The sequence below is a fragment of the Sphingobacterium corticibacterium genome, assembly GCF_004208525.1.
In the GTDB taxonomy this organism is placed as follows: domain Bacteria; phylum Bacteroidota; class Bacteroidia; order Sphingobacteriales; family Sphingobacteriaceae; genus Sphingobacterium; species Sphingobacterium corticibacterium.
In genome coordinates, this window is the sequence record NZ_SGIT01000001.1 from 133399 (window position 1) to 155333 (window position 21935).

The following is a 21935-nucleotide window of genomic DNA, read 5'->3' on the forward strand; positions in this document are numbered from 1 at the left end:
CTTATTTGAAAAAGTAAATACTGTAAAACAAAATAATAGAAATCATGAAAAAAATAACAGTAAATGTAAATCAAGTCGGTTTGGTTGTTAAAAAAAACGCGGTGATACGTGTATTAACGGCCGGTAAATACTGGTTGGGATTTGGAGAAAAAATAGAAATCTACGATATGTCTAAAGCTTTCCAGGCACCGCACGATATTGATGTGTTGTTGCTGGTAGAGGGTTTCAAGGATTTCGTGGAGATAGTAGAAGTAGCAGATAACGCCTTGTGCATCATGTATGTCAATAACAATTTTAACAAAGTATTGCCTGCGGGTCGTCATATATACTGGAAAGGTCTACAAAATTACCGTTTCCAAATGGAGGATATTTCAACGATAGAAATATCACCTGCGGTGAGCCGAGAATTGTTGGAGAAGCAAACATTAGCGTATTATGTGCGTCAATACAAATTGGAACCGTCCGAGAAAGGATTGTTGTTTGTGGATGGAATCTTTGTAAAGGTATTGAACGCCGGAACGTACTATTGGTGGAAAAATGCGACCACTATTTCCGTAAGCAAAGCAGATATGCGGGTGGTGACCTTGGAGGTTTCCGGACAGGAAATCCTAACAAAAGATAAAGCACAAATCCGTGTCAATTTTTCTGTGCAATATCAAGTGAATGACATCGTGAAAGCATTGTTGGAAAATAAAGATTACGAAAAGCAATTGTATACGTTGATGCAATTGGTGTTGCGTAGGTATATCGGTCAAATGACATTGGATGAATTGATGGAAAACAAATCCGAAATATCCAGATACGTCATTGAGGTTACTGCTGAAGATGTGAAAGCATTGGGTTTAGTGATGTGGAATTGCGGTGTGAAGGACATTATCCTGCCAGGTGATGTGCGCGACATTATGAATCAGGTATTGATTGCTGAAAAACGGGCACAGGCCAATATCATTACACGTCGGGAGGAAACAGCCTCGACCAGAAGTTTGTTGAATACTGCAAAGCTGATGGAAGAAAATGCCATGTTATTCAAATTGAAGGAAATGGAATATGTGGAGAAGATCGCGGAGAAAATTAATAATATTTCCGTATCCGGCAACGGACAAATCGTCGATCAGTTGAAACAATTGTTTTTGAAATAAACGTTAATTAATAAAGAGGTGCAAGGGGTAACGGAAAGAGGCTTGTTACTCCTTGCTTTAGGAAATGGTATGATAATAGGTGTGTCTTGATACATTAATGAGATTACACGATAACAATAAGAAAAATGGAAAACAAAAGAATTAATGGCAATGATTTGATTGCTTTGGGATATAAAGAAAATCATGCAATGGGTGTTGCATTGAAAATTAACAAAAAGAGATTAGGTTTTACGCGAGAACAAATGTTGGTTAACTTCAAGAATGTGCTCGAAAATCCGGAATTGTATATAGAGGATGCTGTTTTTAAACCACTGGCTGAGATTTTATTGAAAATTGACATCATCGAAAAAGAAACGATTTCTTTGAAAGAACAACCCGATGCTTATATAGTATACGGAGAAGAAAACATTGAGGACGGTGCTAAAAAGCAAATGAATGTAGCAATGAAGCTGCCGGTTACTGTGGCAGGGGCATTGATGCCGGATGCACATCAAGGTTATGGTTTGCCGATAGGAGGCGTATTGGCAACAAAAAATGCTGTTATTCCTTACGGGGTAGGGGTAGATATTGGATGTCGAATGGCGTTGTCTGTGTTTGATTTGCCGGCTTCCTATCTGGAAGATCATTCCGATAAGCTGAAAGACATTTTAATGCAAAAAACACGTTTTGGTGCAGGACATGGTTACTTGAAACATGAAAGGGTAGATCATGAAGTTTTAGAGAACTCGTTGTTTGAAACGCATGATTTTATCCGTGTGTTAAAGGATAAGGCCTGGACACAGTTGGGATCTTCCGGCGGAGGAAATCACTTTGTGGAATTTGGGGTGATGGAGTTTACCAAAGCAGACGAGGTATTGGGTGTGGAAAAAGGTAAATACTTAGCATTACTGACACATTCGGGTTCTCGAGGATTAGGCGCGACGATTGCGGCACACTATACAAAATTGGCGAAGGAACTATGTAAACTTCCTTATGAAGCTCAAAACTTAGCCTATTTAGATTTGGATACCGCCGAGGGTCAAGAATACTGGTTGGCGATGAATTTGGCGGGTGATTATGCTTCCGCTTGCCATCAAGTCATCCATGATAAAATTAAAATAGCCCTGAGGGCTGAATTGCTGGCTAAAGTAGAAAATCACCATAATTTTGCGTGGAAGGAGCAATTTAATGGTGAAGAAGTAATCGTTCATCGTAAAGGAGCCACACCGGCAAGCAAAGATGTAATGGGGATCATTCCAGGTTCTATGGCTACACCGGGCTTTTTGGTACGTGGAAAAGGAGAGGAATCTGCCATTAACTCGGCATCGCATGGTGCAGGGCGTTTGATGAGCCGTACACAGGCCATTAAAACATTGTCATCAACAGATCTAAGAGCAATGCTGGAAGATAATGGTATTACATTGCTTGGTGCAGGAATGGACGAAGCTCCGATGGCGTATAAAGATATTCATACTGTCATGGCAGCACAAGCAGACTTAGTGGATGTTGTAGCAACTTTTTTGCCGAAAATTGTGCGTATGGCAGATGACGGTTCTAGAGAGGATTAACAGCGATCGCTAAAAATAATACGAAATCTATAGGTTTTTCGTCGATATGGTTTATTTTTATTGATGAGGATTGCTTTCAGAGGATGAATTGGAAGTCGGTTATCTGAAAATGAGCAAACTAATATAATTTATTGCTAAACGATTTGTTACAAAGTATTTGTATTAGTTTTATTGGATTTAAAACGTAATCCTGCTTCTTCCAATGCTTTTTGGAAGACAGGTAAAGAAGCTTTTCCGATACCGTGCAATGCGAGAATTTCTTTTTCTGTATGATTTGCTAATTTTTCAATAGTATCAATACCATAATGTAACAAAGCATTTTTCGCAGGGTTACTCAATAAAGCAAGGAAACCCAATGCCGGCTCTTTCATTTTTTCACAAATAGGGCAAGTAGGGCAGTCGCTACTTTTGTAGTATTTGTGTCCTTGTTTACAGGTTCGGAGTGTTTTAGGTGTTGCCATTTTTTAGATGTTCCATTTGACTTTTTTGCCTTGCTTCAAACTCTTTTTTGTGGAAAAACCAATAACAAATTAAAGAATATCTTTTTTTTATTTGCTTTTCATAGGACAAGAAATAAAAATCTTATTGAAGGTATCTTGTCCCTTCTCGAATCGAATCCTTCTAAACCCTTCTGTTCTCATCCGTCGGGTGGTGTTTATAGAAAAGCTCTAGAAATAAAAAAGCTCCAATCTTTTGATTGAAGCTACGCGGAGAGTGAGGGATTCGAACCCCCGAACCTGTGACAGTTAACGGTTTTCAAGACCGCCGCATTCGACCACTCTGCCAACTCTCCGCGACAAAAGTAGAAATTCCAAGCCGCTTCGCGAAACTTATTTTAACCTTCGTATATTACTCCTTGAAAATGAGGTGGATTATTTTTTTAGGCGTATCTCTATAGGGATATTTCCGTTTGCCAATGAAAAATAAATCTACTATTTTCACTGCGAAATATGGCAAAATATAAGAAACCTGTTAGAAGGGGAGCTAAAGCAAATGATGCGGAACGTAAGAAATATTTAATTTGGAGCATAGTTGTGCCACTATGTATATTGATTGGCTTTGCCCTTTTATATTATAGAACGGATTTTTCTTATACATTAAAAAGCTGGGTTTTACCGGAGGAATCGCCGGACACGCATACAACCAGCGAACATGAAAAACGCAATAGGAAGTTGATGGAAGACCATGATAGCTATGTGTATGGTATCGATATATCCCAATACCAAGGCGATATTAGTTGGATAGATATCAATACCATATATGATCAAATACCGATCGACTTTGTGTTTATTCGTGCCACAATGGGAGAGAAGGCAACGGATAAATGTTTCGCAGTGAACTGGAAAGCAGCGCAAAGTAGAACAAAATTACGAGGTGCTTATCACTATTTCCGGCCAAATGAAAACTCCATTCGCCAGGCACGTAACTTTATCAGCGTCGTCAAACTGAGACCCGGCGATATGCCCCCCGTTTTGGATATTGAGGAGCGTCCTCGAAAACAACCGATGGATTCCCTAAAAGTGGGATTAAAGAGGTGGCTGAATGCGGTAGAAAAACATTACGGAATCCAACCCATTATCTATTCCGGAGATAGCTATTTCACAGATTTTTTAGAAAAGGAATTTTCGGATTATGTGTTGTGGATAGCGAATTATAATTTTTGGGTGAATAAGCCCAAAAAACATTGGGACTTTTGGCAATTCTCCGAACGCGGCTACGTACGGGGCATAAAAGGCTATGTAGACTTGAACATGTTTAAGGGGAGTATCGAAGAGTTAGAAGAACTAACTCTTCCTTATTAATCCTCGTTTTCGTTGATGTGGTTTGTTAAAATAGAAGGAATATTCACGAGAACCTTGTCTATTCGGTGGCCGTCCATATCAATGACTTCCAGTTTATAGTCTTTAAAGTGGATAAATTCTCCTTCTTCCGGCACATGATCTAAGGTAAGGAATACCAATCCGCCTAAAGTAGTGATGTTAGAGATATCATCTTCCTCTTCTTCGCTTAACTCGATTTGGAAAAAATCCAAAAAATCATCCAGCTGTGTTCTGCCATCAATAATATAGGAGCCGTCTTCGCGTTTGCGGATAGTGCTATCTGAACGTTCTTCTCCGTTATTCATGTCGCCGAAAAGCTGACGTACAATGTCTTTTATAGACACAATGCCCTGCGGAATACCATATTCGTCAATCACGACGGCTAATTGTGCTTTGCCGCTCCTTAGCGTGTTTAGAATGTTATAAGCTGATGTATTTTCGTTAACAAATGGAATGGGTTTTACCAGTGCCCGCAAGTCTATAGGCTTATTGTCGATATATTTTTTTAGAAAAGTTTTGACATGGATAATACCTTTTACTTGGTCGAAACTACCATCTACCACCGGGAATTCGGTATGTTCAGACTGTCGGATAATATTCTTATTGTCTTCAAAAGTATTTTGCAGATCCAGACAATCAATATCGGAACGGTGTACCATGAGGTTAATGGCGCGTTTATCACCCAACACGAGTAAACGATCTACAAAATCATGTTCGAAATTCTCAATGACACCGCTGGTTACGCCTTCGTCAACCAATGCTTTGATTTCCTCTTCTGTAACGGTATTCTTCGAAACCCTGATATTCAATAACCGAACAAGAGCGTCTGTTGAAATACTTAATAGCCAAACAAAGGGTTTAACGAATTTACTCAAAAATAGCATCGGTGTGGCGATAATGGAGGCGTATTTCTCCGGAATGGCCATTCCTATACGCTTAGGAACAAGTTCACCAATAACGAGCGAAAGATACGTGATAGCAAGCACCACCACAACGATGGCTACCTGTTGGCTATAGGGGGCCAGAAACGCTATTTGGTTAAATACGGTGGCGAGGTGGGTCGAAATAGTTCCACCACTAAAAAAACCGGTAAGGATACCGATTAGGGTAATTCCAATCTGGATAGTAGATAAAAACTGATTGGGATTTTCTTTTAAATTTAAAGCTACTTGGGCAGACCTGTTATTTTTATCTGCCGCCGCCTGAAGGCGGGCCTTTCGACTTGATACAATTGCAATTTCGGAAGCAGATAATATTCCATTAAATATAATTAACACTATTATAATAATAATCTCTGTCAGCATAAAGCTTGTTTTATGCTCTAAAATACGAATTCTTTTCCAGCGTTGTATATTCTAGCGAAAAAAATCAGGAAATGCGATATTTCGAAAAAGAGCAAACGTTTGCTTTGATACCAAGCTTTTATTTATTGATTTATTTATAGATATTGCCAACGTTTAACATTTTTTATGTTAAATTTTTTAAATTTCCAATGTCTGAATTAAATAATAATAATATTTTAAGCGCTGCATCTCATTTTGATATAGAAGGAGATATCATGTATATTGAACGTTTTGGATCAGGGCATATCAATGATACTTACCGGGTGAAAACAGCTGTTCGAAGTTATCTGTTTCAGCGAATTAATGATCAGGTTTTTACGGATGTAGCAGGATTGATGGAAAATACCCGAGTCGTGTTGCACCATCTGAAACAGAAATTAGCACATCTCGGGCGAGAAAAAGTAGAGAAATCCACGTTAACACTAATACCGACCGACGAGGGGAAATGGTATTATCAAGATGAAAGCGATTGCTTTTGGCGGATGCTTATCTTGTTGGAAGGAACTAAAAGTTACGATATTGTAGAAACAGAAGCACAAGCATATGCGGGAGGAAAGGCGTTTGGTGAGTTTCAAAAACAGCTATCCGATCTTGAGCCAGGCAAATTGGTGGAGATCTTACCTAATTTTCATAACATCGATTTCCGGATGGGTAATTTGCGTAACGCTATAAAAGATAATGTTGCAGGTCGTGTCGAAGAAGTACAAGATATACTGCATTATATATTGCAGCGGGAAGAACGGATGCGTACCATTTTATGGATGGGGAACAATGGGGATTTGCCTTTACGTATTACGCATAACGATACGAAATTCAATAATGTTTTGCTGGATGAACATGATCGTGTACAGTGTGTAATTGATTTAGATACCGTAATGCCGGGGTATGTAGCCTACGATTTTGGGGACGCTATTCGCACCATTATCAATTCGGCAGCAGAGGATGAACCGGATACGTCGAAAATAATATTGAATATTCCGTTATTTAGAGCCTATGCGCAAGGATATATGAGCGAAGCCAGCGTTTTTTTAACGGAAAAGGAGATGACATCGTTACTCCATGGCGTATTTTTGCTGCCTTTTATGCAGGCGGTTCGTTTTCTGACGGATTATTTAAATGGAGATACCTATTATAAGATACATTATCCTACACATAATTTGGTTAGGACGAGAGCACAGCTTAAATTAGTGCAAGAAATGGAATTGTATCAAGAGGAGCTTACTACTATCTTGGAAGAAAGTGTTCATGTATAAAAATTAAAAACGGATGTCTAGTTTACATATACCTTACCGCCAGATAGCATTGGACAACTTTACATACGATGCCCTAAGCCAACAAATGAAGGGATTGCCATGGCAACCTATAATGCAGGTAAATTGGGAGGAGTTCCCATATAAACCAGAAGTATATTTTCAAGTGGCACACGATAATCAACGGATATTTATCCACTATAGCGTCCAGGAGGAATTTTTGAAGGCACAATATGTTCGTATTAATGAAGCTGTATGGGAAGATAGCTGTGTAGAGTTTTTTGTTTCTTTTGACGGAAACGTGAGTTATTACAACATCGAGTTCAATATATTAGGAACAGGACTGATAGGAGTGGGTTCTCGAATAAAGAAGGAAAGGACACGCCTTGATCCGGAGGTAATCGCAAAAATTCAGTCAACTACAACAGTTGTCAATGCAGGTGGAAGGAAAAAATGGAATATTATACTGGTGATTCCAACGGATGTATTTGTAAACGATAAAATCGAGTGCTTAGGGGGGATTACCGCACACGGTAATTTTTACAAATGCGGTGATGGTCTGCCGACCCCACATTTTCTCTCCTGGAATAAAATAGAGCACGCCACACCAAATTTCCATTTACCGGACTTTTTTGGAGAAATACAATTCCAATAGAAGGTTAATTTGAATTATTTAAAGCTGCGATAGCAAAGTTGAAAAGAAACGTAAGTCTAAAATTGTAAAAATAGAACAGGATGAATAGTTCTTTTATATGTTCTTCTTCTACAAATACCCTAAAAGACCGGTTAATCCTCCGGTATGAATGGTCAAGATTTTCGAGCCTTTAACAAAGTAATCTTTCGCAATCAAATCATGTAAAGCATAATAGAGCTTGCCGGTATAGGTAGGTTCTATCATGATACCCGTTTGCTGGCAGAAAGTCTGGATAAAGGCTTGCAGTTCAGCATTGCTCTTTGCATAACCTCCTAAATGATAGTCCAAATGCAGGGTAACTTGAAGAGGATCTGCGTGTAGTTTTCTTAGCTCTTCGTAGATAAATTCACCACCTTTCAATACAGGTACGCCGTGTAATTGCATAGCACTATTCCCCAATGCCAGCCCGGCCAAGGTTGTGCCTGTGCCGCAGGCACAAAAACAGTGGTCGTATACGCCCTTTATCTCTTCCAATAAATCCTTTACTCCCCAAGCTCCCTTTTCGCCATAACCACCCTCATCGATGAAATACGCATTATCCCGATGACCAAAATGTTTTTCAAACAAAGCCGGCTTATTTCTGTAGCTTTCACGGTCGACAAAGTGCAGCTGCATTCCGAAGAGTTTACAGAGTGCCAAAACCGGATTTTGTACTCCTTCTCCACGTACGAAACCTACGGTTTGAAACCGGAATTTGGCTCCGGCACAAGCTGTTGCCAACAAGTGGTTGGACCAGGCACCTCCGAATGTGACCAGTATTTTTTTGTTCGTTAGAAGGGCCTCTTCTAACGGATATTTCAGTTTCCGCCACTTATTACCGGATATATAGGGATGTATAAGGTCATCTCGTTTAACGAATACGCGAATACCGTGTTCTTCATAAAACGGAAGGACAATCTCTTCTTCGGGGCTGTAAAAATCAAAATCCAACATATACTTTTGCCAAAGTTAGTAGATTTTAAAGGATTTCGATACTTTTGCGTGATGGCAGAAGATTTAGATATACATGAGCAGGACGAGCGGGAGCTTTTTGAACATTATCGGATTGAAGCCGATAAAGGGCAAGCGCTGTTGCGGTTGGATAAGTTCTTGATGAACAGGGTGGAGAATACCTCCCGAAGCCGTATTCAAAATGCCATCGACGCCGAGACCGTCTTTGTAAACGGGAAATTGGCAAAAGCGAGTTATAAAGTAAAGCCTTTGGACGTGGTCACGATGGTTTTGCCAGATCCACCTCGTGATACCGAAGTTTATCCCGAAAATATACCCTTAGATATTATTTATGAGGACGATGACCTTTTACTGGTAAATAAGGAAGCAGGTATGGTTGTCCATCCCGGTTATAACAACTATAACGGTACACTCGTCAATGCATTAACATATCACCTAAGCCAATTGCCTACCTTGCCTGGCAATACTGGACGTCCCGGATTAGTACATCGGATTGATAAAGATACTTCGGGCTTGTTGGTGATTGCTAAAAATGAATGGGCGATGACCTTTTTAGCAAAACAGTTCTTTGATCATACAATAAATCGAAAATACCTAGCGTTAGTTTGGGGAGATATCGCGGAGGATGGTACCGTATCTGGCTATATTGGGAGGAATGCTAAAGATCGCCGGATAATGGAATTATACGATGATCCTGAAAAGGGTAAATGGTCTGTTACGCACTATAAGGTATTGGAGCGCTTAGGGTATGTCACTTTGCTAGCGTGTGAGTTGGAAACAGGACGTACTCACCAAATCCGAGCACATCTAAAGTCTATTGGGCATCCGTTGTTCGCGGATGAATCCTACGGTGGAGATAAGATTTTAAAAGGTACGGTGTTTAATAAATATAAGCAATTTATAAACAACTGTTTTGAGTTGTTGCCTCGGCAGGCATTACATGCGGAATCTTTGGGTTTTGTTCATCCTCGCAACAAAGAATCGATGTATTTTGAGGTGCCTCTTCCTCCCGATTTTCAGGCTGTTTTAGAAAAATGGCGTTCTTATATTACGGTGGCGGACCGATAAGTTTTAATAGAGAAAAATTTTTATGTCTTTACAATATATCAACTTCGATGGGCAGCTTCTTGCCGAAAATCAACACATCGCAACAATCGATAACAGGGCGCTGCGATACGGGGATGGGCTGTTTGAAACCATGCTTTGGAAAGATGGCGATCTCAGGTTTTTAGATCTCCATATAAAGCGTTTACAACAGGGTATGCAGACATTGCAATTGGAGGAATCTACCAAATTTGATGCTTTTTTTATCCGTTCTAAAACCGAAGAGCTGATCAGAAAGAATAATATGCTTGGACAACAGGTACGCGTGCGGTTGGTCATTTTCCGTGCAGGTGGCGGAACATATGCACCCGAAACCAATAAACCTGTATATGTTATTCAAGTCTCGAGGATACCTCCTGTAGTACGGGATAAAAAATTAGGACTTATCGTCGATTTGTATACCGATTTTAAAAAGCCCTATAGTGACTTGTCGCATCTTAAATCAAATAATGCTTTGATTTATGTGATGGCAGGTTTATATAAAAAGAAATTTGCTTTCGATGAAGTGTTCATTTTGAATCAAGAGGGGAATCTATGTGAGGGCTTAATCTCCAATATCTTTATATACTATGATAAGACACTGTACACACCTGCGTTAACAGAAGGATGTGTGGAAGGCGTAATGCGACGTGTCGTCATGGAAATGGCAGCACATGAAGGTATTTCCGTAGTGGAAGCCCAAATAAGCCCGGAAATCATGAAAGAAGCAGACGAGATATTCTGTACAAATGCGGTTCAAGGTGTGCAATGGGTGATGGGCTACAAGCAGAAGCGCTACTTTAATAAAATCTCCCGAATCCTTCAGGAGAAACTGCAAACTTGGGGAGAGGAAGCAAGTGAAAGTTAAACGATAACTAGCATTTGATCAATATATAAGGTGATATAAAAAAAACGCATATGCAATTTAGTGAAAATGCATATGCGTTTTTATTAGATTGCATATGCATTTTTGACAAAACGTATATGCATTTTTTGTGAAGTGCTTAGGTACTTTTTAAAAAGCACGCTATATCTGTTGAAAATCGTGAAGCGCTTTCACAGCGTACTGTTATTTTTTGTTCTTGTTATGTTGCACCAATCGGTAGGTAATATATAGTAATATCAGCCAGATGGGAATTAATTCAACGGAAATCTTCAACCCTGTAAACCACATCATGACCAGCACACCCGACAGGAATAAAAGACATATATAGTTGCTGATAGGGTATAGAAGTGTAGGAAACGATGAGGTTTCCAACCGTTCGGTTATCTTTCTTTTGAAGAAAATATGGGTTAAGCATATCATAATCCAGTTGATGACGAGGGAAGACACGACTAAACTCATTAACACTTCCAGTGCGCGTTCTGGCATTATTTTATTGATGACGATACATATCGCAACAAGTCCTGCGGAAACTAAAATGGCGTTAACGGGAGAATGGTGTTTATTCAGCTTCGTCAGAAGCTTAGGTGCGTTACCTTGTTCGGCCAGACCAAAGAGCATACGCGAATTACTATATACACAACTATTGTATACAGATAGCGCCGCTGTAAGCACAATAATATTCAACGCATTGGCGATGATATTGGTGAAATAATAGGTAGTGTCGAAAAATTCGAACTGTAAGCCTTTTAAACTGGCAAATACTTCTACAAAAGGACTTGTTTCGGGCGTAATGTTACGCCAAGGCATGAGCGAAAACAGCACTAACAACGATCCAATATAAAAAATGAGGATACGCCATAATACTTGATTTGTAGCTTTCGGTATGTTCTTTTCTGGATTTTCAGCCTCGGCAGCGGTGATGCCTACTAACTCCAATCCGCCAAAAGAAAACATAATCATGACCAATGCTGCTAAAAGCCCTTGGTAAGCACCGCTTTCATTGCTGGACAACCAGCCTTTTGGAAAGAAACCGCCATCATTCGTCAAGTTTTGTACCGTCGCTTGTTCTCCACCTTTTCCACTTAGCAATAGATAGCAACCAAAAATAATCATCGCAATAATAGCCACTACTTTGATAATGGAAAACCAGAATTCCGTTTCACCGTATACTTTTACGGAAGCCAGATTAAGGACGTTGATCACCATAAAGAAAAACAAGCTGGATACCCATAGTGGGATCTCCGGCCACCAAAATTGCACATAGTGGCCGATAGCTGTCAGCTCAGCCATACTAACTAATAAATACAAAACCCAATAGTTCCAGCCCGAGGCGTATCCGGCAAAGGAACCCCAATATTTATTAGCAAAATAACTGAAACTACCTGAAACGGGTTCATGCACCACCATCTCGCCCAATTGCCGCATAATAAAAAAAGCGATGATTCCCGCAATGGCATAACCGAGTATAACCGAAGGACCCGCTAAAACTGCCGCTTGTCCTACCCCTAAAAAAAGACCTGTGCCAATAGCACCTCCTAGGGCTATTAACTGGATATGTCTGTTGCTGAGCCCACGCTTAAGCTGTTTGTTATCTTCCGGAGTATTTGTTTTCAATATGCTATTATCAAGTTTATTGTTGTGTAAAAATAATAAAACCGCTAATAATACAGCGGCTTTATTACATTTAATCTATATCTAAAACAGATTCACTCGTTTGTCTTTCGGATGCTTGACCGAATAACCGAATTTTAGTTTTTGTGTCCCTCCGGCTGGAATATTTAATTTCCACGTGACGATACCGGTCTCTCTATTTACCTCTCCGCCATTGGATTCTTCGAGTGTGATGTCCATTGATTTATCTGTCGATAATGGATATTGCTCTTGTAGTGTTAGACTAACGGCCGATTTCTTATTATTTTTAATGGTTATTTCATAGATCGTCGTTTGTGTTCGGCTATTTCCTATCAATCTAGACGAAGAAAGGTCATTGATTTTTTCTCGTTTAACGGAAATCATCTTATCTCTTCCTAAACTCAGTTTTAAGGTGTCTGTAGCGTCGATTGGATTAATGTATGTTTTTCCAACCAACATATTTTCAAACATGACGTTTGCCTGTCCGGGAATGAGATTCAATTTTTCATAGTCCGTCATCTCTGCCAATAAAAACACCTCTTGGTTGATACGCGGAGCAACATAATATTGATAGCTCGCAGGATGCGTATATTCTTTAAGGCTAACAGCATGTTGTTTTCCGTTGGAGACTATGGTGTAGGGAATGTCGATATCAAAAGTCGTATTAAGTTGGTTTTCGACTTGCTGCACATAGTCATTCAATGCTTGGGGAGCTGCGGCTGCCTCTTGTCTAGCTGCACCCACTATGTTTAATTTTCTGGTGCTTCCATTTGCAACGGTGACGACTTCGTCTAACATATTTTGTCCACTTATCTCGTAATAATACAAATGCCAAGGCGAAAGGGTAGGTGCTACACCGCCTTGTGAGGGATTTGATGTAGAAAGCCGCAGATTGACTTGTTGCCAATCAACACCTGTTTGTTGGGAAACATTTGCTTTATACACAATTTGCAACGGTGATGCGGTATTTTCGGTACGTAATTCGTAAGAGGCGTTCCAGTTTGCTTGTCTCGTCAAATAAGAAATAGTAAACGGTTGGTTACCCGTTTGTTTATTCATAATCTGTACAATCAGTTGACCACCCGAACCAGAAGTTTGTCCCTTGACCTCATCAAATTGAACCTTTGCTTTATCTACAACATCCTGCTGCTCTGCTATTTTTTCCTCCAATGCGGTGATGTTATTCTTCACTTCCAGGTATTTTGGCTTGTAGAACTCCGCCATCTTCGTCAATTCAGCTACGGTCGTACTACTATTGTCGCCTGAAATCTTTTGGTTTTGCTCCAATAGTTTCAGCAGACTTTCTTCTGTAGCTTTTTGGTTTTGTAATTGTTTTAATGCGGTTAACGCCCGTTTGTATTCATTCTCAACTTGGCTATAAGCTGTCGTTTTTACATCCGCATCCATGTAATTCAATGCTGGTCGCACGGATAGGATGGTCACTTGTGAACCCGTACCAATCTGTATGCTATTTTCGTCGATGCTGTTGGCGACATGTGTGAAGACGATTTCGCTGCTACCTGTAGGAAGATTGATATTAGCAGTATGATTTAATTCCGCTGCATTCGTAAAGACCGTTACATTTTTTAATTCCGCTTTTTGTATAATAGCTTTTTGCGCAAAGGATAGGTTGACTAAAACCAAGCCTATAGAAAATAATAAACTGCTTTTTGTCATCATATGAATCGTTTTAGAACTGATGATTTTTCCGGTTATATTCCATAAAGATATTTAAAAATTACCTTTTTTTCTCTACATCTGTCATCGAACAACCACAACCTTTATTGCAACCCTGCTGTTTTTTTTTAGAAGGTGCAAACCGTTTTATTAAAAATACCAGTGCCGCGATGAATACAAGGGCAATGATAGCGTATTGAATCCATATTCCCATAATATATTATTTGAGCAGTTGATAAGCGACCAAAGCTACTATATAAGCTATGCCGGTCATCATAACGGTTTGTATCAATGTCCACTTCCAGGAACCTGTTTCCCGTTTCATGATCGCAATAGTACTCATACATTGCATGGCGAAAGCATAAAACAAAAGGAGTGAAATCCCTGATGCCAAGTTATAAGAAGGGCGGCCAGTATTTCTGTTGATCTCCGATCGCATTCTACTTAACAACGTTTCGCGCTCTTCGTCGTCATCGGGATCAATTTCTTCCCCCAAACTATATACGGTAGCCATGGTACCTACGAAAACTTCTCTTGCGGCGAATGAAGAGATAAGCCCGATGCCCATTTTCCAGTCGTAACCCAAAGGCCTAACAAAGGGTTCGATCCCCATCCCCATGTAACCTAAAAAGGAGTGTTCCAGTCTGAAGGAAGCTACTTCTTCATCTAATTCTTCTTCACTTAATGTTGGGTTGGCTTGCTGTACGTATTCTTCGGCATTACTAAATTTATCATTCGGACCAAAATTACCAAGTACCCATAGAATAACGGCCATCGCCAATATGATCTTCCCCGCACCAAATAAGAAACCAGCCGTTTTCTCCCACATATTCATACCCACATTTCTCCAATCGGGGGATTTATAGGATGGTAATTCGAAGATAAGAAATGACTTATGCTGATTTTTGATGATTTTATTTAAGACGGCGGCCGATAATAACGCTGCTACCACGCCGAGGATATAGAGCAGATTCAGTACGAGTCCTTGTAATCCAAATCCTAAAAATGTTTCATTCGGAATAACCAATGATATTAAAACGACGTAGATTGGAAGACGGGCAGCACAGGTCATGAATGGCGTAACCAACATCGTCACGAGGCGTTCTTTTGTGTTCTCTATGTTACGGGCAGCCATAATAGCAGGAACCGCACACCCTACACCTGACATGAGTGGAATAACCGATTTTCCATTTAACCCATAAGGACGAAGCCACCTATCCATTAAAAAGACAACGCGGCTCATATAACCCGTTTCCTCCATCAGGGAAATAAGTAGAAATAAGATGGCTATTTGCGGAACGAAAATAATAATGCCGCCGATCCCCGCTAATACACCCTGTGTTAATAGGTCTGATAACGGTCCTTCCGGTAATACGCCAGCAGTATAATCGATGAGGGACGAGAAGTTTTCGTCTATCCAATCCATAATCGGTTCGGATAGAATGAATACGAGTTGGAATACAAGAAATAAAAGAAGAAAAAAAATAATATAACCCCATACAGGATGGAGTAAGACTTTGTCAATTTTATTTGTTCTATGGAGATGGTGATTATCCTTTTGCAGAATAATCGTTTTTAAATCTTCCTCGATCTTTGTATTACGTTTTATAGCCTCTGTCTGTTGAAGAATATTGGAGGAGAGTTGATGCTTTTCTCGAATATCTATTAAAGTTTGTCGCTGTTCCTTCGTCAAGAAAGATACATGCTCTTGCGCAATAAATTGCCAAGTTTGATACTCGGTGTGTAACGGAAAAGATTTTTTTGCCTCTTCTAACGCTATTTTGTAAGTGCTGTCCACTTCAAACTGACCGGGGAAATAACCCGGACGCTGGTCAAAGGCCTGAATAAGTTGCGCTATCCCTTTCCCGTTTCGGGCGTCGGTGGTATAAACCTTGGTATGGAGATAAGCTTCTAATTTTTGATAGTCAATGTCGATCCCTTTGGCATAGGCTTCGTCAATCATATTGACAACAAAGATGGCAGGAACACCTAATTCACGAGCCTGTTGGTATAAGACGATTGATCGTTTGATATTATTTGGCTCCGCCACGACCACAACCAAATCAGGGTGTGCGGGATTTTCTTTATCCGCTAAAACGTTGTACACAATTTCTTCATCCATCGAGGTAGGAAAAAGTGTATATGTGCCCGGCAAATCAATGATACGATACGTTTTGCCGTTGGCTTTTACCGAACCGTCTCTTTTTTCAACTGTGATGCCTGGATAGTTCCCTACATGCTGATGTAATTTTGTAATACGGTTAAATAACGAAGTTTTCCCGACATTGGGATTTCCTAGAAAGGCTATTATTGGGTTCTTCATATTATTTTTCGACGAAAATGTGTAAAGCTTCGGATTTACGGATAGCAATTAAAAGGTTGGAATTTGAGATTTGAATACCAATAGGGCCGTGGAATGGGGCCTTATGTTTAATTTCTACCACAGTTCCTGGAAGAAGCCCCATTTCGTAAAATTTAGAAGGTAGTTCCGACGAATCAAGCTGCTGTATAGTTGCTCGTTCTCCTACTTCCAATAGATCAAGACTGAAACTTTTCTGCATTTTTTCGTATTAAAATATGATATAATTATATTCCTATTTCGGAATATCTAACGTATGCACCAAAGTTAGTTAATTTAGACTGATTTTAAGGTCTAAAGGGGTAATTAACTTTTAATGCTCATGCTCATGCTCATGCTCATGCTCATGCTCATGCTCATGCTCATGCTCATGCTCATGGTCGTGGTCGTGGTCATGATGATCGTGATTGTGGTTATCGTGATGCTCATGCCCTGGTGCATGATGATGGTCATGTCCATCAAATAGAAAGTTGGCTAACGATACGAGTACGCCTAATATGACAGCGATCATTTTCTTCCGATTGAATTTATGATGATCTGCGGAACCCGATTCGAATAGGATAGTAGTGGAGATATGCAGAAATATACCGATGACAATCGCCATAATCTTATCGAAGTATTGGGTAATGTTTCCAATCTCGCCTTCACTTATTCCTTTGCTGGTCAGAAAACCTAGCGGTGTCATTATCGCAAATAGAAGGAGAAAGATGGCTATCTTTGTTTTTGAAAGTCGTGTATTAAGGAGCAGGCTGCCCAAAGCAAAAGCAGCGGGTACATGATGTATTGCTATACCGAAAACCAATTCTGCCTGGTGGCCGGCAGCCAAGGGCATGCCCTCCAGAAAAGCATGTAAACATAAACTTATCATAATACCCAATGGAAAAGCATGATGCGCACTATGGTGAATATGGCCATGCTCAATACCTTGAGAAAATTGTTCCAATACCAGTTGGAATAGAAAACCGCCCAATATGTACAAACCAATTATTTCTGGACTGGTATTTTGGCTGATGTAAACGTGAGGTATTAAGTGCAACACGGTAATGCTAAACAAATAAGCGCCACTAAAGGAGAGGATAAGTTTAAGTAAATTCGTGTTGTTTCTTTTAACAAAGAACACCGATAAACCACTTAAAAAAGCCGAAATAAATAGAATACTGACGATTAATGACGAACTCATGTTGTTGCTGTAATAGAATTGGTTTTGAAAAAATCTGGAAAAAAGCGTTTAAATAAATAGCCGATTCCGGTACCGATTAGAATACCGAGAATAGCCCCACAAAGAATGTCGAAAGGATAGTGGACACCGACATATATTTGAGAAAAGCTAATTAGTGCGGCCCACGTGATACATAACCATAATGTATGTTTCCAACGTCGGCGGAATAAAACGATCCAAAAGAACGCCATGGCAAAATGGTTTGTGGCATGGGAAGACGTAAAGCTAAATCCGGAACCACAACGTACACGCACATTGGCTTCTGTTTTAAAAACCAAATCATTACAAGGACGTACACGCTTAACATTCTTTTTGATGACATGGGAAGACAGTGCATCCGAAATGCCAAAATTGGCTAATGTAAATGCAACAATCAATATGCCCATCTTACCGTAATGCTTGATAAAAAAAATAATCAGAAATAGGTATAAAGGGGCCCATGTGTAAGGATTTCGTAGAATAGGTAGCAACCAATCAAAAAAAGGATTACTTAATCCTTGATTAATGACTAAGAATATCTCTTGGTCAAAATGAATGAGTTGATTCAACATAGATTCTGTACTTGTTTAAATTATCCTTCAAAAGTAAAGAATAATTAGTAACATTGTCGCCTTTTCATTAAATGATACAATGTTGCAACAAAAGTAGCGTTTTGAAATTTAAAAAAGCAAATTATTATAATTTATTATAAGAAAATTTAGGATATAAAGCTATTTTTACGACTGCTTACATTGAGCGCTTTTAAATTTGAAATATGACACTTATAAAATCAATATCAGGTATCAGGGGTACAATTGGAGGTAAGCCGGGAGAAGGGCTTACTCCGATTGACATTGTTAAATTTACAGCAGCATTTGGTAAAATCCTTCTGCAGAAGACAGGTAATAGGAGGATTGTTGTAGGGCGTGATGCACGCTTGTCTGGAGAAATGGTAAGCAATTTAGTAGTAGGGACTTTACAAGGCATAGGCGCAGATGTGGTTAATTTGGGTTTATCAACAACGCCTACGGTTGAAATCGCTGTACCAATGGAAGGGGCTGCTGGTGGAATTATTTTAACAGCCTCCCATAATCCTGGACAATGGAATGCCCTGAAACTATTGAATAGCAAAGGAGAATTTATCAATGATCAGGAGGGAAAAGAGGTTTTAGCGTTAGGGGAGAATCTGAATTTTGATTTTGCCGAAGTAGGGGATTTAGGTAAGGAAACAAAAGATGATAGTTATCTACAAAAACATATCGACGCTGTTTTAGCACTTCCGCTCGTGGATAAAGAGTCTATTCGCGAAGCAGGTTTTAAGATAGCGGTAGATGCGGTGAATAGTACAGGTGGTATTTTTATCCCAGCTTTGCTAAACGCATTAGGGGTAGAAACCATTTATAAGATCCATTGTGAACCCAATGGGGAGTTCCCTCATAATCCTGAACCGCTGAAAGAACATTTGGTAGACCTTTCCCAAGCTGTCTTGAATCATCATGCAGATTTAGGTATTGCTGTAGATCCCGACGTGGACCGTTTGGTATTTATGATGGAAGATGGAGAATTGTTTGGGGAGGAATATACATTGGTGGCTGTCGCTGACTATATTCTAGGGCATACCAAAGGCAACACGGTTTCCAACCTTTCTTCAACGCGCGCTTTGCGGGATGTGACTGTGAAACACGGAGGTGAATATTTTGCGGCGGCAGTAGGAGAAGTAAATGTGGTCACAAAAATGAAAGCGGTAAATGCTGTCATTGGTGGTGAAGGTAACGGAGGAGTAATTTATCCAGACTCCCATTATGGACGTGATGCGCTGGTAGGCGTTGCACTGTTTTTAAGCCATTTGGCTAAATTGAAGAAAACGGCGTCTACCTACCGGTCGGAGTTGCCACAATATTTTATGTCGAAGAATAAAATTACGTTAACACCGGATTTGGATATTGATGCCTTATTGCAAAAAATGGAAGAGAAATATAAAGAAGAGCAATATACGACGATCGACGGGTTGAAAATTGACTTTGAAAAGGAATGGGTACATCTCCGGAAATCGAATACAGAGCCGATTATCCGTATTTATTCGGAAGGGCCTACACCAGAAGCTGCGGATGCTATCGCGCAGAAGATTATCCGCGAAATAGAAGAAATCATCAAATAAAATAAAAAAAGGAGATAACGCATGGTTATCTCCTTTTTCTTTTATAAGAATTCAATCTTATTATTCCGCTACCACTTCAAATGGAATCTGAACTTTAACTTCTTTATGTAAGTTTAAGTTAGCGACGTATTCGCCGATTGTTTTAGGCTCCGTTTCGAAAGTGATGCGACGACGATCAACTTCATACCCTTGTGTTTTCAATGCTTCCGCAATTTGGATGCTGTTTACTTTACCAAAGATTTTTCCAGTCTCACCAGCTTTAGCGCCAATGGTAAGTTTTATACTTTCCAATTTGTTCGCTAATTCTGCTGCGTCTTTCTTTATTTTTTCTTGTTTGAACTGAGCTTGCTTAGTGTTCTCAGCCAATACCTTCTTAGCAGACGGTGTTGCTAGAATGGCAAATCCTTGAGGAATTAAGTAGTTGCGACCGTAACCTGGTTTTACGTTTACGACGTCGTCTTTCTCGCCAAGGTGTTTAATATCTTGTTTTAATATAACTTCCATGTCGTTTCCTCCTTATTTTAATGAATCAGCTACGTAAGGTAATAGTCCGATAATACGTGCACGTTTAACGGCTTGAGCTACTTTACGTTGGAATTTCAATGATGTACCCGTTAGACGACGAGGTAAAATTTTACCTTGATCGTTTACAAATTTCAATAAGAAGTTTGCGTCTTTATAGTCGATATACTTAATACCGTTCTTTTTGAAACGGCAGTATTTCTTACGGTTGTCCTCTACTTTAGGGGCAGTTACGTATTGGATGTTTTCGTTTGCCATTAGTTTGCTACCTCCTCCGTTTTAGTTTCCGCTTTTTTGTTGAATGCACCGCTACGTTTTTTCTCATTGTAAGCTATTGCATGTTTGTCTAAAGCAATAGTTAAGAAACGCATCACACGCTCATCACGCTTATACTCAAGCTCTAGTTTTTTAATTAATTCACCCGGAGCCTTGAATTCAGTTAGGTGATAGAATCCAGTAGTTTTCTTCTGGATTGGATACGCTAATTTTTTCAAACCCCAATTGTCTTCAGCGACAATTTCGGCTCCGCCCTCAGTAAGGATGTTTTTGAATTTAGCGATAACTTCTTTCGCTACATCCTCTGAAAGCAACGGGGTAAGAATAATGACAGATTCGTACTGTTGCATTGTGTTTAATAAATTTAATTTAATTAATACTCGTACTTTTACGAGTGTGCAAAGATAATGATAAAGTTTTAATTTTTCAAATACTTGTCTAATGCTTTCTGACTTCGCTCAAAAGCTTTTCGTTGTTTATAATTCACCCATTTTTGCTTGAAGAGTTTTCGCATGATTTTGTCGGTATACCGGATGAAAAACACCTCGTTCAGCATATTAAAAAGCCTTTTTGGTGAACTAGGGAAAGAACGTAGGGTAACGGAGAAACCAGCCTCCAGATAGCGATTGAAATGCCAGTAGCCACTCGGCATAAAGAGTGCATCGCCGTGCTCCATAAAAATCTCATACCCCTTTGCATAACGTAATGCCGGAAACTGTGTATAGTCAGGATGTTCGTAATCTACATTATAAACAGTATGAACAGAAAGAGGAACTTTATATAGAAAAGCAGCTTCTTCGGGCGGAAATAATAATACTCTTTTTCGACCCTCGAATTGAAAATGCAATAAATCGCCCAGATCGACATCATAGTGCATCAGCACACGTGCCTCACTGCCACCAAAAAACAGCGTCGGTATGCGTTTAAAATATTTAAAGCCTAAATCCGGATAAGAAAAATTCTGAAGCAACCCCGGTAACTTATCCGTAATGATATAGAAGAAAATCCGCAGATCAGAAGGTTGTTTTTTGATAAGATGGATGTAGTCACGCATTTTCATATGCGTGACGGGTTCATCTGTTGCTTTATTAGGGTCAGCGGGTTTGTTATCATATAGTCCGACAATTTGTTCGCCTGCCTGCTCGTATATATAATCTAAATTCCATTTATCATATGCCTCCCATTTTTTAGCAAATTCTTTAATAAGAACAGGTTTTTGAGGCTTGAAGTATTTTTCTAGAAACACCTCTTTGCTTATATCATCCACGATATCAATCTCCGATAAAATCATAGCTCTTCTTTTAATGTTTAAACCCTGAATAAATCTATTTTGTCCTCCTTCGCCATCAAAGACAAATTTAATAATGGAAAAGTAGCAAAAAAAATGTCAAAATTTTATC

22 protein-coding genes and 1 tRNA gene are annotated in these 21935 nt (G+C 39.5%); 8 read left to right on the forward strand and 15 right to left on the reverse strand.

Annotated elements, in window-relative coordinates; all coding sequences use genetic code 11:
• Positions 1–44 precede the first annotated feature (44 nt).
• Positions 45–1139 carry a slipin family protein gene (locus tag EWE74_RS00555; protein ID WP_130139601.1) on the forward strand — a complete coding sequence of 365 codons (1095 nt, stop codon included), beginning with the start codon at positions 45–47 and terminating at the stop codon, positions 1137–1139.
• Positions 1140–1264: 125 nt separating this feature from the next.
• The gene (locus EWE74_RS00560) at positions 1265–2686 is read left to right on the forward strand and encodes an RtcB family protein (RefSeq protein ID WP_130139602.1); all 1422 of its coding nucleotides are present in this window, start codon (positions 1265–1267) and stop codon (positions 2684–2686) included.
• Between the two features lie 146 nt (positions 2687–2832).
• Here the strand turns inward: EWE74_RS00560 and EWE74_RS00565 are convergent, their stop codons facing one another.
• Both EWE74_RS00565 and EWE74_RS00570 read right to left on the reverse strand, forming a co-directional pair.
• Positions 2833–3147 (reverse strand): RNA polymerase alpha subunit C-terminal domain-containing protein, encoded by a 315-nt coding sequence (locus EWE74_RS00565; protein ID WP_130139603.1) that lies wholly within the window; start codon positions 3145–3147, stop codon positions 2833–2835.
• A 247-nt stretch (positions 3148–3394) separates the two neighbouring features.
• Positions 3395–3479: transfer RNA gene (locus EWE74_RS00570), tRNA-Ser, on the reverse strand.
• 157 nt (positions 3480–3636) lie between these two features.
• On the opposite strand from EWE74_RS00570, the gene EWE74_RS00575 reads away from it, so the two are divergent.
• Entirely contained in the window at positions 3637–4488 is an 852-nt protein-coding gene (locus EWE74_RS00575) for a GH25 family lysozyme (protein ID WP_130139604.1), read from the forward strand.
• Here the strand turns inward: EWE74_RS00575 and EWE74_RS00580 are convergent.
• Positions 4485–5810 (reverse strand): hemolysin family protein, encoded by a 1326-nt coding sequence (locus EWE74_RS00580; RefSeq protein ID WP_130139605.1) that lies wholly within the window; start codon positions 5808–5810, stop codon positions 4485–4487. The two genes, EWE74_RS00575 and EWE74_RS00580, sit on opposite strands and share 4 nt — an antisense overlap.
• A gap of 188 nt (positions 5811–5998) precedes the next feature.
• On the opposite strand from EWE74_RS00580, the gene EWE74_RS00585 reads away from it, so the two are divergent.
• Positions 5999–7102 (forward strand): phosphotransferase enzyme family protein, encoded by a 1104-nt coding sequence (locus EWE74_RS00585; RefSeq protein ID WP_130139606.1) that lies wholly within the window; start codon positions 5999–6001, stop codon positions 7100–7102.
• A gap of 13 nt (positions 7103–7115) precedes the next feature.
• Entirely contained in the window at positions 7116–7754 is a 639-nt protein-coding gene (locus EWE74_RS00590) for a carbohydrate-binding family 9-like protein (protein WP_130139607.1), read from the forward strand.
• Positions 7755–7862: 108 nt separating this feature from the next.
• Here EWE74_RS00590 and EWE74_RS00595 read toward each other — a convergent pair whose 3' ends face one another.
• On the reverse strand, positions 7863–8726 hold the full coding sequence (locus tag EWE74_RS00595) for a 1-aminocyclopropane-1-carboxylate deaminase/D-cysteine desulfhydrase (RefSeq protein WP_130139608.1): 864 nt from the start codon (positions 8724–8726) through the stop codon (positions 7863–7865).
• Positions 8727–8777: 51 nt separating this feature from the next.
• Here EWE74_RS00595 and EWE74_RS00600 point away from each other — a divergent pair, with 51 nt between their 5' ends.
• On the forward strand, positions 8778–9812 hold the full coding sequence (locus EWE74_RS00600; RefSeq protein ID WP_130139609.1) for an RluA family pseudouridine synthase: 1035 nt from the start codon (positions 8778–8780) through the stop codon (positions 9810–9812).
• Between the two features lie 22 nt (positions 9813–9834).
• Positions 9835–10695, forward strand: coding sequence for an aminotransferase class IV (locus EWE74_RS00605; RefSeq protein ID WP_130139610.1), 861 nt, complete (start codon positions 9835–9837; stop codon positions 10693–10695).
• 201 nt (positions 10696–10896) lie between these two features.
• Here the strand turns inward: EWE74_RS00605 and EWE74_RS00610 are convergent, their stop codons facing one another.
• The 7 genes from EWE74_RS00610 to EWE74_RS00640 all read right to left on the reverse strand — a co-directional run bounded on the left by EWE74_RS00610 (position 10897) and on the right by EWE74_RS00640 (position 18151).
• A complete protein-coding gene (locus tag EWE74_RS00610) occupies positions 10897–12327 on the reverse strand; it encodes an amino acid permease (protein WP_130139611.1) in 1431 nt (476 codons plus the stop codon).
• Positions 12328–12408: 81 nt separating this feature from the next.
• Positions 12409–14025 (reverse strand): DUF4139 domain-containing protein, encoded by a 1617-nt coding sequence (locus tag EWE74_RS00615; RefSeq protein WP_130139612.1) that lies wholly within the window; start codon positions 14023–14025, stop codon positions 12409–12411.
• A 58-nt stretch (positions 14026–14083) separates the two neighbouring features.
• Positions 14084–14236 (reverse strand): FeoB-associated Cys-rich membrane protein, encoded by a 153-nt coding sequence (locus tag EWE74_RS21515; RefSeq protein WP_206365101.1) that lies wholly within the window; start codon positions 14234–14236, stop codon positions 14084–14086.
• A gap of 6 nt (positions 14237–14242) precedes the next feature.
• Positions 14243–16345 (reverse strand): ferrous iron transport protein B, encoded by a 2103-nt coding sequence (gene feoB / locus EWE74_RS00625; protein WP_130139613.1) that lies wholly within the window; start codon positions 16343–16345, stop codon positions 14243–14245.
• A gap of 1 nt (position 16346) precedes the next feature.
• Positions 16347–16583, reverse strand: coding sequence for a FeoA family protein (locus EWE74_RS00630; protein ID WP_130139614.1), 237 nt, complete (start codon positions 16581–16583; stop codon positions 16347–16349).
• A 111-nt stretch (positions 16584–16694) separates the two neighbouring features.
• Entirely contained in the window at positions 16695–17561 is an 867-nt protein-coding gene (locus tag EWE74_RS00635) for a ZIP family metal transporter (RefSeq protein WP_130139615.1), read from the reverse strand.
• Positions 17558–18151, reverse strand: a complete 594-nt coding sequence (locus EWE74_RS00640) for a phosphatase PAP2 family protein (protein ID WP_130139616.1) — start codon at positions 18149–18151, stop codon at positions 17558–17560. Before EWE74_RS00640 ends, EWE74_RS00635 begins: the two co-directional genes overlap by 4 nt.
• A 203-nt stretch (positions 18152–18354) precedes the next feature.
• Here EWE74_RS00640 and glmM point away from each other — a divergent pair, with 203 nt between their 5' ends.
• Positions 18355–19737 (forward strand): phosphoglucosamine mutase, encoded by a 1383-nt coding sequence (glmM, locus tag EWE74_RS00645; protein WP_130139617.1) that lies wholly within the window; start codon positions 18355–18357, stop codon positions 19735–19737.
• Positions 19738–19797: 60 nt separating this feature from the next.
• Here the strand turns inward: glmM and rplI are convergent, their stop codons facing one another.
• From rplI to EWE74_RS00665, 4 genes are all read right to left on the reverse strand, one after another.
• Positions 19798–20241, reverse strand: coding sequence for a 50S ribosomal protein L9 (rplI, locus tag EWE74_RS00650; protein WP_130139618.1), 444 nt, complete (start codon positions 20239–20241; stop codon positions 19798–19800).
• A 12-nt stretch (positions 20242–20253) separates the two neighbouring features.
• The gene (gene rpsR, locus EWE74_RS00655) at positions 20254–20517 is read right to left on the reverse strand and encodes a 30S ribosomal protein S18 (RefSeq protein ID WP_105716646.1); all 264 of its coding nucleotides are present in this window, start codon (positions 20515–20517) and stop codon (positions 20254–20256) included.
• Entirely contained in the window at positions 20517–20885 is a 369-nt protein-coding gene (rpsF, locus tag EWE74_RS00660; RefSeq protein WP_130139619.1) for a 30S ribosomal protein S6, read from the reverse strand. Before rpsF ends, rpsR begins: the two co-directional genes overlap by 1 nt.
• 68 nt (positions 20886–20953) lie before the next feature.
• Positions 20954–21826 carry a cupin-like domain-containing protein gene (locus tag EWE74_RS00665; protein ID WP_130139620.1) on the reverse strand — a complete coding sequence of 291 codons (873 nt, stop codon included), beginning with the start codon at positions 21824–21826 and terminating at the stop codon, positions 20954–20956.
• Between the last annotated feature and the right edge of the window lie 109 nt (positions 21827–21935).

Bases quoted from the DNA above. Each gene is read 5' to 3' on its own strand.
- EWE74_RS00555 (WP_130139601.1), top strand. From the start codon at position 45: ATGAAAAAAATAACAGTAAATGTAAATCAAGTCGGTTTGGTTGTTAAA.
- EWE74_RS00560 (WP_130139602.1), top strand. From the start codon at position 1,265: ATGGAAAACAAAAGAATTAATGGCAATGATTTGATTGCTTTGGGATAT.
- EWE74_RS00565 (WP_130139603.1), bottom strand. From the start codon at position 3,147: ATGGCAACACCTAAAACACTCCGAACCTGTAAACAAGGACACAAATAC.
- EWE74_RS00575 (WP_130139604.1), top strand. From the start codon at position 3,637: ATGGCAAAATATAAGAAACCTGTTAGAAGGGGAGCTAAAGCAAATGAT.
- EWE74_RS00580 (WP_130139605.1), bottom strand. From the start codon at position 5,810: ATGCTGACAGAGATTATTATTATAATAGTGTTAATTATATTTAATGGA.
- EWE74_RS00585 (WP_130139606.1), top strand. From the start codon at position 5,999: ATGTCTGAATTAAATAATAATAATATTTTAAGCGCTGCATCTCATTTT.
- EWE74_RS00590 (WP_130139607.1), top strand. From the start codon at position 7,116: ATGTCTAGTTTACATATACCTTACCGCCAGATAGCATTGGACAACTTT.
- EWE74_RS00595 (WP_130139608.1), bottom strand. From the start codon at position 8,726: ATGTTGGATTTTGATTTTTACAGCCCCGAAGAAGAGATTGTCCTTCCG.
- EWE74_RS00600 (WP_130139609.1), top strand. From the start codon at position 8,778: ATGGCAGAAGATTTAGATATACATGAGCAGGACGAGCGGGAGCTTTTT.
- EWE74_RS00605 (WP_130139610.1), top strand. From the start codon at position 9,835: ATGTCTTTACAATATATCAACTTCGATGGGCAGCTTCTTGCCGAAAAT.
- EWE74_RS00615 (WP_130139612.1), bottom strand. From the start codon at position 14,025: ATGATGACAAAAAGCAGTTTATTATTTTCTATAGGCTTGGTTTTAGTC.
- EWE74_RS21515 (WP_206365101.1), bottom strand. From the start codon at position 14,236: ATGGGAATATGGATTCAATACGCTATCATTGCCCTTGTATTCATCGCG.
- feoB (WP_130139613.1), bottom strand. From the start codon at position 16,345: ATGAAGAACCCAATAATAGCCTTTCTAGGAAATCCCAATGTCGGGAAA.
- EWE74_RS00630 (WP_130139614.1), bottom strand. From the start codon at position 16,583: ATGCAGAAAAGTTTCAGTCTTGATCTATTGGAAGTAGGAGAACGAGCA.
- EWE74_RS00635 (WP_130139615.1), bottom strand. From the start codon at position 17,561: ATGAGTTCGTCATTAATCGTCAGTATTCTATTTATTTCGGCTTTTTTA.
- EWE74_RS00640 (WP_130139616.1), bottom strand. From the start codon at position 18,151: ATGTTGAATCAACTCATTCATTTTGACCAAGAGATATTCTTAGTCATT.
- glmM (WP_130139617.1), top strand. From the start codon at position 18,355: ATGACACTTATAAAATCAATATCAGGTATCAGGGGTACAATTGGAGGT.
- rplI (WP_130139618.1), bottom strand. From the start codon at position 20,241: ATGGAAGTTATATTAAAACAAGATATTAAACACCTTGGCGAGAAAGAC.
- rpsR (WP_105716646.1), bottom strand. From the start codon at position 20,517: ATGGCAAACGAAAACATCCAATACGTAACTGCCCCTAAAGTAGAGGAC.
- rpsF (WP_130139619.1), bottom strand. From the start codon at position 20,885: ATGCAACAGTACGAATCTGTCATTATTCTTACCCCGTTGCTTTCAGAG.
- EWE74_RS00665 (WP_130139620.1), bottom strand. From the start codon at position 21,826: ATGATTTTATCGGAGATTGATATCGTGGATGATATAAGCAAAGAGGTG.